General features: G+C 65.9%; 14 protein-coding genes. 8 read left to right on the plus strand and 6 right to left on the minus strand.

Going from position 1 to position 16,278, the window contains the following annotated elements:
- Nucleotides 1-56 precede the first annotated feature (56 nt).
- From E6O51_RS03765 to E6O51_RS03785, 5 genes are all read left to right on the plus strand, one after another.
- Nucleotides 57-3,578, plus strand: coding sequence for a pilus assembly protein (locus E6O51_RS03765; protein WP_168735178.1), 3,522 nt, complete (start codon nt 57-59; stop codon nt 3,576-3,578).
- 32 nt (nt 3,579-3,610) lie between these two features.
- Nucleotides 3,611-4,024 (plus strand): type IV pilin protein, encoded by a 414-nt coding sequence (locus tag E6O51_RS03770; RefSeq protein WP_136383623.1) that lies wholly within the window; start codon nt 3,611-3,613, stop codon nt 4,022-4,024.
- 155 nt (nt 4,025-4,179) lie between these two features.
- Nucleotides 4,180-5,103 (plus strand): HprK-related kinase A, encoded by a 924-nt coding sequence (locus E6O51_RS03775; RefSeq protein ID WP_168735179.1) that lies wholly within the window; start codon nt 4,180-4,182, stop codon nt 5,101-5,103.
- A complete protein-coding gene (locus tag E6O51_RS03780; RefSeq protein WP_211091316.1) occupies nt 5,100-6,191 on the plus strand; it encodes a nucleotidyltransferase domain-containing protein in 1,092 nt (363 codons plus the stop codon). Before E6O51_RS03775 ends, E6O51_RS03780 begins: the two co-directional genes overlap by 4 nt.
- A gap of 43 nt (nt 6,192-6,234) precedes the next feature.
- Nucleotides 6,235-6,936, plus strand: a complete 702-nt coding sequence (locus tag E6O51_RS03785; RefSeq protein ID WP_136383625.1) for a retropepsin-like aspartic protease family protein — start codon at nt 6,235-6,237, stop codon at nt 6,934-6,936.
- A 121-nt stretch (nt 6,937-7,057) separates the two neighbouring features.
- Here E6O51_RS03785 and grxD read toward each other — a convergent pair whose 3' ends face one another.
- From grxD to E6O51_RS03815, 6 genes are all read right to left on the minus strand, one after another.
- Nucleotides 7,058-7,390, minus strand: a complete 333-nt coding sequence (gene grxD, locus E6O51_RS03790; RefSeq protein ID WP_136383626.1) for a Grx4 family monothiol glutaredoxin — start codon at nt 7,388-7,390, stop codon at nt 7,058-7,060.
- 80 nt (nt 7,391-7,470) lie between these two features.
- Entirely contained in the window at nt 7,471-8,352 is an 882-nt protein-coding gene (gene prmC / locus E6O51_RS03795; RefSeq protein WP_136383627.1) for a peptide chain release factor N(5)-glutamine methyltransferase, read from the minus strand.
- A gap of 216 nt (nt 8,353-8,568) precedes the next feature.
- A complete protein-coding gene (gene prfA / locus E6O51_RS03800) occupies nt 8,569-9,648 on the minus strand; it encodes a peptide chain release factor 1 (protein WP_136383628.1) in 1,080 nt (359 codons plus the stop codon).
- A gap of 121 nt (nt 9,649-9,769) precedes the next feature.
- Nucleotides 9,770-11,023 (minus strand): glutamyl-tRNA reductase, encoded by a 1,254-nt coding sequence (gene hemA / locus E6O51_RS03805; protein WP_136383629.1) that lies wholly within the window; start codon nt 11,021-11,023, stop codon nt 9,770-9,772.
- Between the two features lie 137 nt (nt 11,024-11,160).
- On the minus strand, nt 11,161-11,919 hold the full coding sequence (locus E6O51_RS03810) for an META domain-containing protein (RefSeq protein ID WP_136383630.1): 759 nt from the start codon (nt 11,917-11,919) through the stop codon (nt 11,161-11,163).
- 59 nt (nt 11,920-11,978) lie between these two features.
- Complete coding sequence (locus E6O51_RS03815; protein WP_136383662.1) at nt 11,979-12,908, minus strand: LysR family transcriptional regulator; 930 nt, start codon at nt 12,906-12,908, stop codon at nt 11,979-11,981.
- Nucleotides 12,909-13,004: 96 nt separating this feature from the next.
- Here E6O51_RS03815 and E6O51_RS03820 point away from each other — a divergent pair, with 96 nt between their 5' ends.
- The 3 genes from E6O51_RS03820 (at nt 13,005) to E6O51_RS03830 (ending at nt 16,030) form a co-directional block, all read left to right on the plus strand.
- The gene (locus E6O51_RS03820) at nt 13,005-13,604 is read left to right on the plus strand and encodes an FMN-dependent NADH-azoreductase (RefSeq protein WP_136383631.1); all 600 of its coding nucleotides are present in this window, start codon (nt 13,005-13,007) and stop codon (nt 13,602-13,604) included.
- Between the two features lie 23 nt (nt 13,605-13,627).
- Nucleotides 13,628-14,506 carry a pirin family protein gene (locus E6O51_RS03825; RefSeq protein WP_136383632.1) on the plus strand — a complete coding sequence of 293 codons (879 nt, stop codon included), beginning with the start codon at nt 13,628-13,630 and terminating at the stop codon, nt 14,504-14,506.
- Between the two features lie 234 nt (nt 14,507-14,740).
- Entirely contained in the window at nt 14,741-16,030 is a 1,290-nt protein-coding gene (locus E6O51_RS03830; RefSeq protein WP_136383633.1) for an HAD family hydrolase, read from the plus strand.
- Nucleotides 16,031-16,278 lie beyond the last annotated feature (248 nt).

Genomic DNA, 16,278 nt, shown 5'->3' on the forward strand with positions numbered 1-16,278 from the left:
ACATCATGCGGATGCCCCGCAGGGCCTCGCCCGCCCGGCACCGCAGGAGGAAGAAAATGAAGTACGCGTCGCTCATGCCCGCCCCCATCCGTTCCCCCAAGCGCCGCATCCCGTGCCGGCCGGGCCTTCTTTCCCTAATCGCCACCGCCATCGTCATGGGAGGCAGCACTTGGCCCACGGCGGCACTCGCCCAGGTCATGGCCGAAGACATTTCCCAGGCACCGTTGTACGTCAGCAGCCAGGTCGAACCAAACATCATGTTTATTCTTGATGACTCGGGATCGATGCACTATGAAATTACTCCAGATGATTATCGCGCTGCGGGGAGAACCAACGGTGACGTACGGTTCGTTTTCCCAAGACCGGCTGGTGTTTATGGCGGAAGCGATTATGCAAACACCGTTTCCACTGTTGACGACAATGCTGCTTACAATGCGCTGACACGCTCTCCTCAAGTAAATAAGACATACTACAACCCCAGCGTTACCTATACGCCCTGGGCCAAGCACGATGGCTCACTCTACCCGTCTGCAAGCGCATCCTGCGCGCCGCACAATCCAGAAAACACGGGTAGCTGCCCAAGTGGGGGCACGAGTGTAAACGCTTACGCCCGCAACCTTACCGTCAACAACTCCAACTATCAGTCTCCAAGTTGGCGTACTTGCACATCAGCAACATCCTGCTCCTCTACAACCAACAGCAAAACATTCTGGCCTGCTACCTACTTCTGGCACAACGGGGGAAGCGTTTGGAGCTGGAGTAATTACACCAAAGTCGAGATCAAATCGACGACTCCCAACTACTCCGGCCACGGTCGCGAGAACCGCTCCGACTGCACTGGAGGAGTATGCACGTATGCCCAAGAGATACAGAATTTTGCGAACTGGTACACCTATTACCGCTCGCGCGTTCTCGCGGCACGGGCGGGCATAGGCCGGGCGTTTGCCCAGCAGGGCGAAAGCATGCGAGTGGGATATGGCGCCATCAACAAGGCATCCTCCTCCGTCGATGGTGTCAATACATCAACCATTGTTCGCGGAGTTCGTCCATTCACAGGGGCTGACCGCGAAGCATTCTTCACTGAACTGTATGGGCGCACTATCCCGAATGCGGGGACACCCTTGCGTGGAGCCCTGGACGATGCCGGAAAATATTTCTCTCGAACGGATAACCGTGGGCCTTGGGGGGCCGTACCGGGGAACAATAATTCATCTCCTCATTTAGAGTGCCGCCAGAGCTTCACCATTCTGATGACTGACGGGTATTACTCGGATGGCCCCAGCAGCGTTACGGGAAACATTGACGATACCGCCGGGCCTATTATTACAGCGCCGGATGGCTCTACATATCAATACACTGCAGCGGACCCATATAAGGATGAATACAGCGGCACGCTAGCGGATATCGCCATGTATTACTGGAGAACGGATCTGCGCTCAGATCTCGCGAACCGGGTGCCGACGGGCCTGCAGAATCCGGCCTTCTGGCAGCACATGGTTACGTTTGGTGTTGGGTTTGGCGTGACCGGATCAGTCGACGAAAGCGATGCCTGGGCTGCAGTCGAAAGTGGCAGCTCAATCAATTGGCCGGACCCTGCAGATAGCAATCCGGCCAAACTCGATGACTTGTTACACGCAGGAATCAACAGCCGAGGAGGGTTCTTCAGCGCACAGAACCCGGAAGAATTCGCCGCTGGCCTGGGCAACACACTGGCCTCCATCGTCAGCAGAGCACGCTCCTCTGTGAACCGCATGGCCACCAGTTCCGTGTTCCTGAACACTGGCTCCCGGGTGTACCAAGCCAGTTTCGACAGCAGCGACTGGAGCGGCCGGCTGGTGTCCTACCTGCCGGAGGAAGACGGCGACGGTGCGCTCGATATCGATGCGGACTGGGACGCCGCCAGCGAACTCCCCGCACCGGCGAGCCGCAACATTCTGAGCCACGCCGGCGGCGCAGGAAACGGCCGCGGAATCACCTTCACCTGGGCCAGTGGCGGACTGACGGACGATCAAAAGGCCCTGCTTGGCAGCGCGGCCGTGCTCAACTACCTGCGCGGCGACCGGACAGGGGAAGGCACAACCTACCGCACCCGCGGCTCCGTGTTGGGCGACATCATCAACTCCGACCCCGTATACGTCCACCAGCAGAACCTGGGCTACAACACCCTTTCCGGCACTGAAGGCAGCAGCTACCGCAACTTCGTGCAGACCACCAAAGCCACCCGCGCCCCGGTGGTCTACGTGGGCGCCAACGACGGCATGCTGCATGCCTTCCACGCGGAAGAAGGCACCGAACTTTTCGCTTACGTGCCCAACGCCGTATATCCCAATCTAGCCGCCCTGGCCGATCCCCAATACACGCACCACTATTACGTGGATGGCGGCATCACCGTGACCGACGCCTACTTCGGCGGCGGCTGGAAGACCGTGCTGGTCGGCTCCCTCGGAGCCGGTGGCAACTCGATCTACGCCCTGGACGTCACCAACCCGGGCAGCATGACGGCCAGCAAGGTGCTATGGGAATTCACCGACGCGGACATGGGCTACACCTTCGGCCGGCCGCTGGTGGCCCGCCTGCAGAACGGCGCATGGGCGGCGATCTTCGGCAACGGCTACGGTAGCGCCAGCGGCAAGGCGGTGCTCTATGTCGTGAACCTGGCCGACGGCAGCCTCATCTCCAAGGTGGAAACCGGGGTCGCGGGCAACAACGGCCTGTCCGGGCCGACGGGCTACAACACCACCGACCGCAGCAACCTGCACGCCCTGGGCTTCTATGCCGGCGATCTGCTGGGCAACCTGTGGAAGTTCACCATGGACGGCACTTGCGCCACCGGGGCAGGCAACTGCAACTGGAAGGTGGCCTATGGCTCCGGCACTAATCTGCCGCTTTTTACGGCCCGCAACGCCAGCGGCCAGGTCCAGCCCATTACGGTAACCCCCGCCCTGCGGGTGCACCAGAAGGGCGGCTATATGGTGCTGTTCGGCACCGGCCGCTTCTTCGCCGCTGGCGACGCAGAGGATCGTAGCGTACAAAGCGTCTATGGCATCTGGGACAAACTCCAAGCAATTGCTGAGACCGACCGCAGCACCCTACAGCAACAGACCATCACCCACCAGGTAATCATCGATGATTTCAACGCCCGCGCCATCAGCAACAGCAGGGTGGACTGGAGCTCCAAGCGCGGCTGGTATCTGGACCTCGTCCCGCCGGCCATTGCGCCGGCAACGGCTGGAGTCGCCGAAGGCGAGCGCGTCATTCGCGCCCCGGAAGTCTGGTTCGAACGCCTGCGCGTAAGTACCTACGTGCCCAGCAGCGATCCGTGCTCGGCAACCGGCTATTCCTGGTACATGGAAATCGACCTGCGCACCGGGGGACGCCTTGATTACCCGGTATTCGGCCCGCCCATGTACATCCCCGGCACCAACATCCCGGTCAGCGGCATCGCCGTTCCCGGCGGTGTGCCGGCCACCATCGGGGACTATCTGATCACTGACCCCGAGCAGAACGAGTGGACCGGCTACGACTCCGGGCTGGACGAAGAGGACGAGGGCCGCCAAAGCTGGCGTGCTGCCCAATGATGCGAACGCATGGTATTCACAGAGGCAAGCCGATGAACATCGCACACAGGACCCAACGCGGGTTCACCCTGATCGAACTGATGATTGTCGTGGCGGTCATCGGCCTGCTGGCCTCGATTGCCTACCCCTCGTACCAGGACCACGTCCGCAAGGCCCGCCGCGCAGACGCGCAGGCGGCCCTGATGGAACTGGCGCAGTTCATGGAGCGTTGGTATACGACCAATGGAACCTACCAAGACGGTGCCAACATGCCCACCCTGCCTTTTACACGCTCCCCCAAGGACGGAGGCGCAGCGTTCTACAACATCGCCGTGGCCGGCAATGCGACCACTTTCACCCTGACCGCCGCACCCACCGGTCCGATGTCTGGCGACACATGCGGCAACCTGACCCTTGCCCATACGGGTGCCAAAGGTGCCAGTGGAGACTCCTGCTGGCGACGCTGACCTTCCGCCCGTAGGGTGCGCTAAGGCACAACCTACGGAACCCGGGCTGCAAGACCCGGACAACCGTCCACGGACCGCGTCACAGTTCCGCGGCGCATCCCGGGCCCTTGCGCATAATCGGCGGCACGCCCCCCATGCAGACGGCTTGCTTTCCGATGGCGCATTCCCCCTTCGTTCCTCTTGCTACGCTGCCCGCACGCACGCTCGCCGACTGGCTGGCGCAGGGGCGGCTGGCCTTACGCACCGGTCCGCTCACCTTCCGCATCGCCTGCGGCGAAGGTATCGTCGCGGACAATTTGCGCCTGCTGTATGGTCACCACGCCGTAGCAGACAGCCCGCCGTTCGCCGATTTCCACATCGAGGTCGCCCGCCCTGTCGCGCTGCGCCGATGGGTGCGCCCGCAGGTCGAGTTCCGCCTCGACGGCTACGCTCCTTTCCTTTCGCTGCCCGCGGCGCAGGCTTTCGCAATGATGGAATGGGGCATGAACTGGTGCGTCGCCAGCCACTGCCACCAGTATCTGCTGCTCCACGCGGCGGTCCTAGCACGCGGTGACGACGCGGTACTGCTGCCGGCACCGCCGGGGTCGGGAAAGAGCACGCTGTGCGCTTATCTCAGCCATCGCGGCTGGCGTCTGCTGTCGGACGAACTGGCGCTCATCGTTCCCGGTGAAGGCCGGGTATATGGGCTTGTGCGTCCGATCAGCCTCAAGAACGACGCCATCGAGGTCATCCGGCGCACCTTGCCCGAAAGCACAATCGGTCCCCCTGTGCGGGATACGAAGAAAGGGGTCGTCACACACCTTGCCCCGCCGCCGGGCTCGGTGGACGAATCAGACCGACCGGCACTGTTGCGCTGGATCGTCACGCCGCGCTACCGGGCCGGCAGCACGCTGCACGCCGAGCGGATTCCCCGGCCCGAGGCCATGGCCATGCTGATCGACAATGCCTTCAACTACGACGTGCTGGGCGAGACGGCGTTTTCCACCCTGACTACCCTGCTGGGCCGAGGACCCGCCTTCGACCTGCACTACGCGCAGTTCGACGACGCCCTGCGCTGGTTCAATGCCCTCGAAGCATGAGCACGAGCGCTGCTCGGAACTGGCCACCTGACCGCCTGGCCTCGCTGCTGAACGAGCCGGATCGGCTCACCGAGCTCAGTGAGGGCGGCTGGGACACGCTGCTCCGTCTCGCGAGGCGCGCCAATGTCATGGGCAGACTCGCGTTCGCTACGCGTGGCCTGCCCGAGAAAGCCCTGCCGGCCCCCTGTCGTCCCCACGTCACGGCGGCCCTCGCCCTGGCCGACCGCCAGGCCCATGCCGTCCAGTGGGAAATCGGATGCCTGCGTGCGGCGCTGGACGAAATCGGCGTTCCGCTGGTACTGCTCAAGGGTGCTGCCTATCTGGCTGCCGACCTTCCCTTTGCACGCGGACGTTTCTTTTCGGACGTAGACATCCTTGTTCCGCGCACGCGCATCGACGAAGTGGAATCCGTCCTGCTCAAACACGGCTGGGCCGGCACCCACCACGACGCCTACGACCAGCGCTACTACCGACAATGGATGCACGAACTGCCGCCCATGCGCCATCTGCGCCGTGGGACCGTGGTGGACGTGCACCACCGCATCCTTCCGCTCACGGCACGCTTCGACCCCGATCCCGCGACCATGCTCGAACGGGCCATGCCGGTAGCGGACGACGAAGGCGTCTTCGTCCTCTCACCCACGGACATGCTGCTGCACAGCGCCACTCATTTGTTCCACGAAGGCGAATTGCCGAATGGTTTCCGCGATCTGCTGGACCTGGACGGGCTGTTTCGCCACTTCGGCGCCGCTCGGCCGGATTTCGCCGCCGAACTCGATGCACGCGCCCACACCCTGCACCTGGAAGCGCCTCTGGCCTTTGCCCGTCACCAGTGCATCCGCCTGCTGAAAACCCCAGGTATCGCACCCAGCCGGAACGGGCACGTCAACCGGCTCAGCGATGCCCTGTACGATCACGCCCTGCGACCGCAGCATCCCCTGCTCGACAGCCCCGGTAGCGGATTCGCCCGCTGGCTGTTATACGTCCGCGCCCACTGGCTGCGCATGCCACCTCACCTGCTGGCCTGGCATCTTACCCACAAGGCCGTAGGCAGGTTCAGAGGGCAGCCAGCGGAGAATGACGTATGATTCGGCACTGACCCATTCCAGAACCCCATCAAGGAGAATCGGCATGTTCCTGCGGCCGTTCGACACCCCCGGCCACGCCGCCGGCTTCAGCCAGAGAAAAGGGTGGACAGCGCTACTCCTGTCTGTCTGGCTGGGCCTGCCCTCTTACGCCATCGCATCCGAGGTCTCTCTGGTGGGTATACTCGGCAACAAGGCCGTATTGGTAGTAGACGGCGGACGTCCCCGGACCATAGCCGTGGGGCAGCAGACGCCCGAAGGCGTCAAGCTGCTCGCCGTTTCGTCCGCCACGGGTTCGGCGAAAATCGAGGCGGACGGTACGGTGCAACATGTGGAACTGGGCCGCGCACCGGTCCGGATCGATGGCACGTCCTCGGGTGCCGTAGACCTGACGCTCACTGCCGATACCCAAGGCCATCATCTGACGCTGGGCAGCATCAACGGAGCATCGATACGTTTCATGGTGGACACCGGCGCTACCTCTGTTGGCATCGGCATCGCCGATGCCCGCCGTGCGGGCGTCGACCTGAGCGGGGCAACGCCCATCGGCGTGCAGACCGCCAGCGGCGTGGTCCGGGGATGGCGGGTACGCCTTGATACGGTAAGGGTCGGCCCCCTGGAAATGCACGGTGTCGAAGGGATTGTTCTGGAAAACAACATGCCCGTGGCCCTGCTTGGCATGAGCTTCCTTTCCCGCACCGAAATGACCCACGAGGGCAACCGCCTGACGTTGCGCAAGCGCTACTGAGCCCCCGCGCCGTGGGAGCGGGCTTGCCCGCGATGGGGCGTCAGGGCGCAATCCACAAAAAAAGCCGGCTGCTCGCCGGCTTTTCCATTCTCGTGCGCGGGCATCCTCGCCCACCTGCAGCTCAGCCTTTCTGCCCGACCGCCCCTGCATCCGCCAGCAGTTGCTGCAATTCACCGCTCTCGTACATCTCGCGCATGATGTCCGAACCACCGACAAATTCACCGCCGACGTAAAGCTGCGGGATGGTCGGCCAGTTGGAGAATTCCTTGATGCCTTGGCGGATGGCGTCGTTTTCCAACACGTTGACGGCGGCCACCGCGCTCACGCCACAGTGCTTGAGTATCTGCACCGCGGTAGCGGAGAAGCCGCACTGCGGGAACTGGGGAGTGCCCTTCATGTAGAGCACGACCGGGTTGGAGGAAACCTGCTCGCGGATGACTTCCTGGATGTCCATGATGCTCGCTCTATAAAAGTTGAGTGAAAAAGTCGGAAAATTTTGGCGGGCAAGCGGCGCTACGTCAAGGACCACCCCATTCAGTGCCGCCCCGGCCAGTGCCCGCCGGTGACGCGCTCGATGCCGGCGAGGTCGGCCCAGGAGGTGATGGCGCTGAAGCCGGCGTCGGTGAGCAGGCCGCGAACGGCGGCGGCTTGATCGTAGCCGTGCTCCAGCAGCAGCCAGCCGTCGTCTTCCAGATGGTGGGGGGCGGCGGCGACGATGGTCTTGATGTCGTCCAGCCCGTCGGCGCCGGCCGCGAGCGCGGTGCGCGGCTCGAAGCGCACGTCGCCTTCCGTGAGGTGCGGGTCTTCCGCGGCGACGTAGGGCGGGTTGGAGACGATGAGTTGGAAGCGCTCGCCGTCCAGTTCCTCGAACCAGTTGCCCTGCACGAAGGAAACGCTGGCGCCCAGCCGTGCGGCGTTGGCCATGGCCACCCACAGGGCTTCGCGGGAGGCGTCCACGGCGGTGACGTCGGCCTGGTCCAGTTCCAGCGCCAGGGTGATGGCGATGGCGCCGCTGCCGGTACCCATGTCGAGTACCCGCGGGCGCGGGCGGCTGCCGAAATGGGCGAGCGCCAGTTCGATGAGGAGCTCGGTTTCCGGGCGCGGGATCAGTACTGCCGGGGTGACCAGGAAGCTGCGGCCGAAGAATTCGCGCTCGCCCACCAGATAGGCCACCGGCTCGCCGGCTGCGCGGCGCTCCACCAGGGCGTGATAAGCCTGCCAGTCCGCGTCGTCCAGGCGTGCTTCGGGATGGGACACCAGGCGGGCGGCCGGGCATTGCAGCACGTGGCGCAGCAGCACGCGGGCATCCATGACGCCGATCTGGGCACGCGCCCAGGCGAGCGCGCCGGCGATGTCGGGCACGCCGGAGCCGGCGGAATCGGGGTCGGTGCCGGTGACTGCGGGGGCGTCGCTCATCTCAGTTACTCCACCGCGCGTTGCGCGACCCACGACGCATGAAACGAGATGGCTCTGCTCCCTCTCCCCTCGCGGGAGAGGGCCGGGGAGAGGGGGCGTCCCGCAGGGGCGTAAGGCAGTCCATGGCATGCTGGCCGGCACAGCCCCCTCTCCCCAACCCCTCCCCCGCAAGGGGGGAGGGGCTCAGGCTCTTGGCGAACGGCGTGCAGTTTCATTTCAGTCTCCCGCCAGTTCGGCCAGTTGCGCGGCCTGGTGCTCCAGGGTCAGGGCGTCGACGAGTTCGTCCAGGTCGCCGTCCATCACCGCGTCCAGCTTGTACAGCGTGAGGTTGATGCGGTGGTCGGTGACCCGTCCCTGGGGAAAGTTGTAGGTGCGGATGCGCTCGGAACGGTCGCCGCTGCCCACCAGGCTCTTGCGCGTGGCGGCTTCCTTGGCCTGCTGTTCGCGCACCTGGGCGTCGCGGATGCGTGCGGCCAGCACCGACATGGCCTGGGCGCGGTTGCGGTGCTGGGAGCGGTCGTCCTGGCATTCCACGACGATGCCGGTGGGCAGGTGGGTGATGCGCACCGCGGAGTCGGTCTTGTTGATGTGCTGGCCGCCGGCGCCGCTGGCGCGGAAGGTGTCGATGCGCAGCTCGGCCGGGTTGATGTTTACCTCGGCCAGTTCGTCCGCCTCCGGCATCACCGCCACGGTGCAGGCCGAAGTATGGATGCGGCCCTGGGTTTCGGTGACAGGCACGCGCTGCACCCGATGGCCGCCGGACTCGAACTTGAGTTTCGAGTAGGCGCCGGGGCCGCTGATGCGGGCGATGACCTCCTTGTAACCGCCCAGCTCGGATTCGCTCACGGAAACGATCTCCACCCGCCAGCGCTGGCGTTCCGCATAGCGCGCGTACATGCGCAGCAGGTCGCCGGCGAACAGCGCGGCCTCGTCGCCGCCGGTGCCGGCACGCACTTCCAGGAAGAGGTTGCGTTCGTCGTTGGGGTCGCGGGGCAGCAGGGCGCGGGCAAGCGCCTCTTCCAGCTCGGCGAGGCGAACTTCACCGGCCTCGATCTCGCTCTCCGCCAGTTCGCGCATCTCCGGGTCGGCCAGCATCTCGCGCGCGGTGCGGCAGTCGGCCTCCGCCTGCAGGTAGTCCCGGTAGAGCGCTACCACCGGCTCGATCTCGGCACGCTCCCGGGACAGCGCGCGGAAGGCGTTCATGTCGCGCGCGGCGTCCTCGGCCGCCAGTTCGCGATCGACCTCGGTCAGCCGGCCGGCCAGGTGTTCGAGTTTGTCGCGGATGCTCTGCTTCATGGAATCAAGATCAAGGGGAGCGGCCGGCGGAGGTCCGTTCGGGCTGAGCCTGTCGAAGCCCGGTCGGTGCTACCGCCCTTCGACAGGCTCAGGGCGAACGGCTTCGCCCGCCGGATGCCGGCTAGTCGTCCGGGTGGAGGTTGAACAGGCGCTGCACCAGCCGGCTGGCTTCGGCCAGTTGTTCGCCTTCGGTCTGGTTCAGGTAGCGCGTGGGGCCATGCACCAGCTTGTTGGTCAGGCCGTGGCTGAGGGCTTCCAGCACCTGCTGCGGATCGTCGCCGCGCGCCAGCAGGCGCAGCGCACGCTCCAGCTCGGCGTGGCGCAGGCCCTCGGCGTGGCTGCGCAGCGCGCGGATGGTGGGCACCACGTCCCGCGCCTGCATCCAGTGCAGGAAGCCGTCCACTCGGCTGGTGATGATTTCCTCGGCCTCCAGCACCGCCTGCTGGCGGGATTCCAGGCCGGCGTCCACCACCTGGGCGAGGTCGTCCACGGTGTACAGGAAGACGTCGTCGAGCTTGCCGACTTCGGGTTCGATGTCGCGCGGCACGGCCAGATCGACCATCACCATGGGGCGGTGGCGACGCATCTTGACGGCGCGCTCCACCATGCCCAGGCCGACGATGGGCAGCGGCGCGGCGGTACAGGACACCACCACGTCGAAACGGGACAGGGCCTCGCCCATGGCGTCCAGGCGTAGCGTCTGCGCACCGAAGCGGTCGGCGAGTTCGGCCGCGCGCGTTTCGGTGCGATTGGCGACGGTCATGGATTTCGGCTGCGCACCGGCGAAGTGGGCGGCGCACAACTCGATCATCTCGCCCGCGCCGATGAAGAGCACGTGCTGGTCGGAGACACGCTCGAAGATGCGTTCGGTCAGATGCACCGCGGCCGCGGCCATGGAGACGATGTTGGCACCGATGGCGGTGGTGGAGCGCACTTCCTTGGCCACCGCGAAGGTGTTCTGGAACAGCTTGTGCAGCAGCGTGCCCATGGTGCCGGCGTCTTCGGCGCGGCGCGCGGCCTCCTTGACCTGGCCGAGGATCTGCGGCTCGCCCAGCACCATGGAATCCAGCCCGCTCGCCACGCGGAACACGTGGCGCACCGCCTCGCGCTGCGGATGGGTGTACAGGTAGGGCGAGATCTCGTCCAGCGCCAGCGCATGGAAGCGCGCCAGCCAGTCGGCGGCATGCTGCGGCTCTTCGGTGGCGAAATAGACTTCGGTGCGGTTGCAGGTGGACAGGATGGCCGCCTCGGGCACCTTGCGCGCGCGGGTCAGGTCCTGCAGGGCCTGCTCCAGACCTTCCGGCCGAAATGCGACCCGCTCGCGGATGCTGAGCGGCGCGGTATGGTGATTCAGGCCGAGGGCGTAGAGTTGCATGCGCGGGGAAGGGGAACGGACGGCGAGATTATAGCACCCGGCGAAGGCAACAAAGATTGAGCAAAATCAGTGGGTTCTGAAAATCGCCGCGCCCGCGGACAGCAGGCGGCGCAAACCGCGGAGGCGGCGAGTATAGCCTACCCGCCGCGACCGACGGCGCGGCAGTCGCCGAGCAAGGACCGTTCGCTGGCGGTGTGGTCGGCCGCCAGGGCGTTCAGGAAGCCCTCCCCGCCCTTCGTATACCAGCGCAGGCCGCGTTCCTCGTTCACATCCACATAGCGCACGCCGGAAGCCGCCACGCGGGACTGCATCAGGTGCTGCCTGCCCTCGTGCAGCAGCACCGCGAAGGCATCGCCCCCTTTCAGGTTGACGTAGGTGACCTGGAGCGGCGCGGCGCCCGCGCAGCGGTAGACCACCTCGCTACCCGACCAGCCGGGGCCTTCGTAGGCGTTGCCGGCCGCCTCGTCCGCGCGCGCGAAGCGCGCCCGCACCGTGCCGGCCTCGTCGAACAGCGCGAGCCGCCCGTCTTCCGTGCGCCAGCGTGTCACCTTCGCCAGCGCGTCGAACAGGATGCGCTCCTGCTCCATGCCCTGCAGGCAGGCCATCCTGGTGCCGGCCAGTTGCCCGAAACTCAGCTTCTCGCCTTCGAGACGGTAGCTGCCCAGCAGGCGGTTGCAGCCGCCCGAACCGGCGACCCGCCCATCGGAGGACAGGATCAGGTGCGCGGCGCGCCGGCCGCCGGCCTCGACGGCCTGCCCTTCCAGTTCGATGAGCCGCCACTCCACGTCGAGCAGGGTTGTCGCAGGCGATGCGGAAACAGCGGCGCAGGCGGCCAGCAGCAGTGCGGCGCAGGCCGTGGCAGCGAGCGTCGAGATGGATTGCAGAAATCGGTTCATTGCGCGTCCTCCTCAGAAGTCTGCCCGATGAGCCGGGCACAGGGCTCCATGCCCATGCCTTATACCGTAGCCTCCCCTTCGGCGGCCGTACAGGCGCCGGCCAGGGCACTCTCCAGCATGTCGAGGAAGGCGCGCGTCTTGGCCGGCATCAGGCGCCGGCCGGGAAATACGGCCCAGGCGGCGTGGGCCGGCAGATGCCAGTACGGAAGCACGCGGCGCAGCTCGCCGCGGCGCACGCGGGGACGGGCGAAATGGTCGGGCACGGCGGCGATGCCCGCGCCGGCCCCTGCCAGGTTGATCAGCAGTTCGGGGGAGTTGGCGGCGATGCGCCCGCGCGGCTCCACATCGTGCTGTCGGGCGCCCTGGACCAGCGTCCAGCGCGCCCGGCCGCCGCTCGCGGGCTGCAGCACGAGGGCTTGGTGGCGGATGAGCTCCTCGGGTTCGCCCGGGTCGCCATGCTCGGCCAGATAGGCCGGCGCGGCGTACAGGCCCATGGACATCAGCGCGATGCGGCGCGCGGCGAGCAAGGCGTCGTCGGGCAGGTCCCCCATGCGCAGCGCCAGGTCGAAGCTTTCGCCGACGATGTCCACCCGCCGTGGCGACAGGTCGAGTTCCAGCGACACCGCGGGGTGCAGCGCGGCGAAGGCCGCCAGCATGTCGGTGAGCAGCAGGTTGGCGAAATCGCTCGGCATGGACACGCGCAGGCGCCCGCTGGGCTGCGCCTGGCGGTGTTCGGCCAGCGCGCGCACCGCGTCCACCTCGTCGGCCACCTGGCGGGCGTGTTCGAGCAGATGGGAGCCGAATTCGGTCAGGGTGAGCCGCCGCGTGGTGCGCAGCAGGATGCGTTCGCCGAGCTGTTCCTCCAGCCCGGCGATGCGCCGCGACACGGTGGATTTGGGCAGGCCGAGCTGCTCCGCCGCGCGGCTGAAGCTGCCGGCTTCCACGACGCGGGCGAAGATCAGCAGGTTGTTGGGGTCGTATTGTTCCATGGCCGGAACAATATTATCCATTCCGCCGTCTTCTTCAAGCCGTCGTTCCTCCATAAAGTGGCACCCGTAGCTCACCCCCACCCCCGGAGACCGACAATGAACATCCTGCAAATCAACTCCAGCGCCCGCCGCGAAGGCGGCAATTCCACCCGCGTCGCCAACACCGTGACCGAACGCCTGCTGGCCAGGAACCCCGGCGCCAGGCTGACCGTGCGCGACGTGGTCGCCACGCCCCATCCCCTGCTCGACGAAGCGGCGCTGGACGCCCTGTTCACCCCGTCCGAGCAGCGCACGCCGAAGCAGGCCGCGCGCGTGGCGCTCGACGATGCGCTGATCGCCGAGGTCCAAGCCGCCGACGTGCTGGTGCTGGGCGTGCCCATGTACAACTTCGGCGTGCCGGTGCACTTGAAGGGCTGGATCGACGCCATCTCCCGCGCCGGCGTCACCTTCCGCTACACCGCCAGCGGCCCGGAAGGCCTGCTCAAAGGCAAGATCGTGTACGTGGCGCTGGCCCGCGGCGGGCGCTACCGCGGCACCGAGGCCGACACCCAGGTGCCCTACCTGCGCACCGTGCTGGGCTTCCTCGGCCTCACGGACGTGCGCTTCATCTACGCCGAAGGGCTCAACATGGGCGCCGAGGCGGCCGAACAGGGCTTTGCCCAGGCCGAGGCCGACCTCGCCGCCGCGCTGGCCTGAGCCCGCACGACAGGAGTACCTCCATGAACCCGCTTGCCATCCTCCCCGGCGCAACGCTCACGCACTCGCGCGGCGTCGAGCAACTGGTCAGCGGCGTCGCCACCTCCGACGGCGCCGGCGTCCGGCTGACCCGCGTGCTCACTCAGCCGCTGCAGCGCCGTCTGGACCCCTTCCTGATGCTCGACGCCTTCGGCAGCGACAGGCCGGACGATTACATCGCCGGCTTTCCGGACCATCCGCACCGGGGTTTCGAGACCATCACCTACATGCTGGCCGGGCGCATGCGGCACCGGGACAGCACGGGCCACGAGGGCCTGCTGGAAACCGGCGGCGTGCAGTGGATGACCGCCGGCCGCGGCGTGATCCACTCGGAGATTCCGCAGCAGCAGGAAGGCCTGATGGAAGGCTTCCAGTTGTGGCTGAACCTGCCGGCGCAGGACAAGATGTGCGCCCCCTGGTACCGCGACTTCGGCGCGGGCGATCTGCCGCGCTTCGCCACCGGGGCGGGCGTGGAGGCCATCGTGATCGCCGGGGAGAGCCACGGCATGGCCGGCGCGGTGAGCCGCGATGCCACCGCCCCGCTCTACCTGGACCTGCACCTGCCGGCCGGCGCAAGCTTCAGCCAGCCGCTGCCCGCGGCCCACAACGCCTTCGTCTACGTGTATCGGGGCGAGGTGCGGATCGGTGAGCGCACGGTGGCGGCCGGGCGCATGGGCATCCTCGCCAACGACCCCCACGCGGACGGCGTGACCATCGCCGCGAACGGGGAGGCGCGCGCGCTGCTGATCGCGGGACAGCCGCTGAAGGAGCGCATCGTGCAGTACGGCCCCTTCGTCATGAACTCCGAGCAGGAGATCTACCAGGCGCTCAGCGACTTCCGCGACGGCAAGCTGGCCGCCTGAAAGACACAGGCCCCGCCCCTCACCCCTCCACGAGCAGCCCGCACGCCTTGCCTGGCGTGCGGGCTGTTTCCTTTTGTCAGGGGTTCTTATGCCTTTCGTCAAAACGCCCTGCGGCCGAATCCGACATGATTCGTGTTGCCAGGGGTGAAATCACGCCCGCTTGGTCATATTTTGTAAGAGTAGTCGCAGCAGCAGTTTCGGCATCCTTTCAAGAACAACTCGAGGAGAGTAGTGATGAAATCGAGAAACGCCGTACTGATCTTCTCCGCGTGTCTGGCCGTCCTCCTGGGCGGCTGCGCGACCGATTCTCCGTCCGTCACGTCGTCCGCCCAGGCGCAGCAGGCCGTCAGGCTCGCCGACCGCAACTGGGATGCGTTCAACAAGACCGAACTCGAAGCCCTCATCAACGCCCACGGCAAGGCCAGCCCGAACTACGACCCGGCCAAGCCGGCGTATGCCGTATTCGACTGGGACAACACCATGGTCTTCCTCGACATCGAGGAAGCGACCCTGATCTACCAACTGGAAAACCTGCGCTACGGCGCGACGCCCGCGCAGATGGACGCGGCCCTGCGCAAGGACGTGCCCAAGGGGAACTTCGGCAAGGACTACAACAACGCCGCCGGCCAGCCGCTCAACATCGACCTCGTGGTCCCCGATGCGATCGAGAGCTACACCTGGCTGTACAACAACTACAAGGGATTGAAGGGCACGAAGTCGCTGGCGGAAGTGAAGCAGAGCCCGCACTACATGAACTTCATCACCAAGGTGCGCTACCTGTATGACGCCATCGGCGGCACCTTCGACGTGTCCGTGTCCTATCCGTGGGTGCTGTACCAGTTCGCCGGCATGACGGAGAAGGACGTGCGGCAACTGGTGCAGGAAACCGCCGACTGGCAGCTCAAGCAGCCGGTGGAGAAGGTGAAGTGGACCAGTCCGGCGTCCCTGCCGGGCAAGGCGGGCGTGGTGTCCATCAGCTGGAAGAACGGCCTGCGCCTGGTGCCGGAAATGCAGGATCTGTTCGTCGCCCTGCGTCAGGCGGGCATCGACATCTGGATCTGCTCGGCCTCCTTCGTGGATGTGGTCAAGGAAATCTCGTCCAATCCCAAGTTCGGCTACAACGCCCTGCCCGAACGGGTGATCGCGATGGAACTGGAACGTGACGCCGCCGGCCGCATCCAGGTGGATTTCCGCTACGGCTACGACCAGACCCAGGGCAAGGGCAAGACCCGCGCGCTCGAACGCTTCGTCGTTCCCAAGTACGGCTACGGCCCGATCCTGGTGGCCGGCGACAGCGAAGGCGACCAGAACATGATGCAGGACTTCGCCGACATCAAGACGGTCCTCATCATCAACCGCATCCGCGGCAGCGACATCGGCAAGATGTCCAAGCTGGCCGTGGAACAGTACGGCAAGCCCGGTGCCAAGTTCCTGCTGCAGGGTCGCGACGACAACACCGGCCTCTTCCTGAAGTCCCAGGCCAGCGTCCCGCTGGGGGCCAAGGAAAGCAAGCTGACGAGGTAAGCCTGGCGAGTACAGGCCCACGCCCTCCCCGCCGCACGCGGAGAGGGCGTGTTTTTTTGTGGGAGCGGCCTTGGCCGCGATGGCGACGTTCGTTTCGATAGCGTGCGCATCGCGGCCAAGGCCGCTTGTGTCTGCGATACCCCGTAGGATCGTGGGTGAGAGCGGCGGGTGGCAAGCTGCCAGGCCGGGGTGCGCAAAGCACGTGTGGGAGCCCAAGCTGCCACCCGCCTGCCTCTGGTTCAAGCCCG

Source organism: Pseudothauera rhizosphaerae (genome assembly GCF_004801305.1).
GTDB classification, from domain to species: domain Bacteria; phylum Pseudomonadota; class Gammaproteobacteria; order Burkholderiales; family Rhodocyclaceae; genus Pseudothauera; species Pseudothauera rhizosphaerae.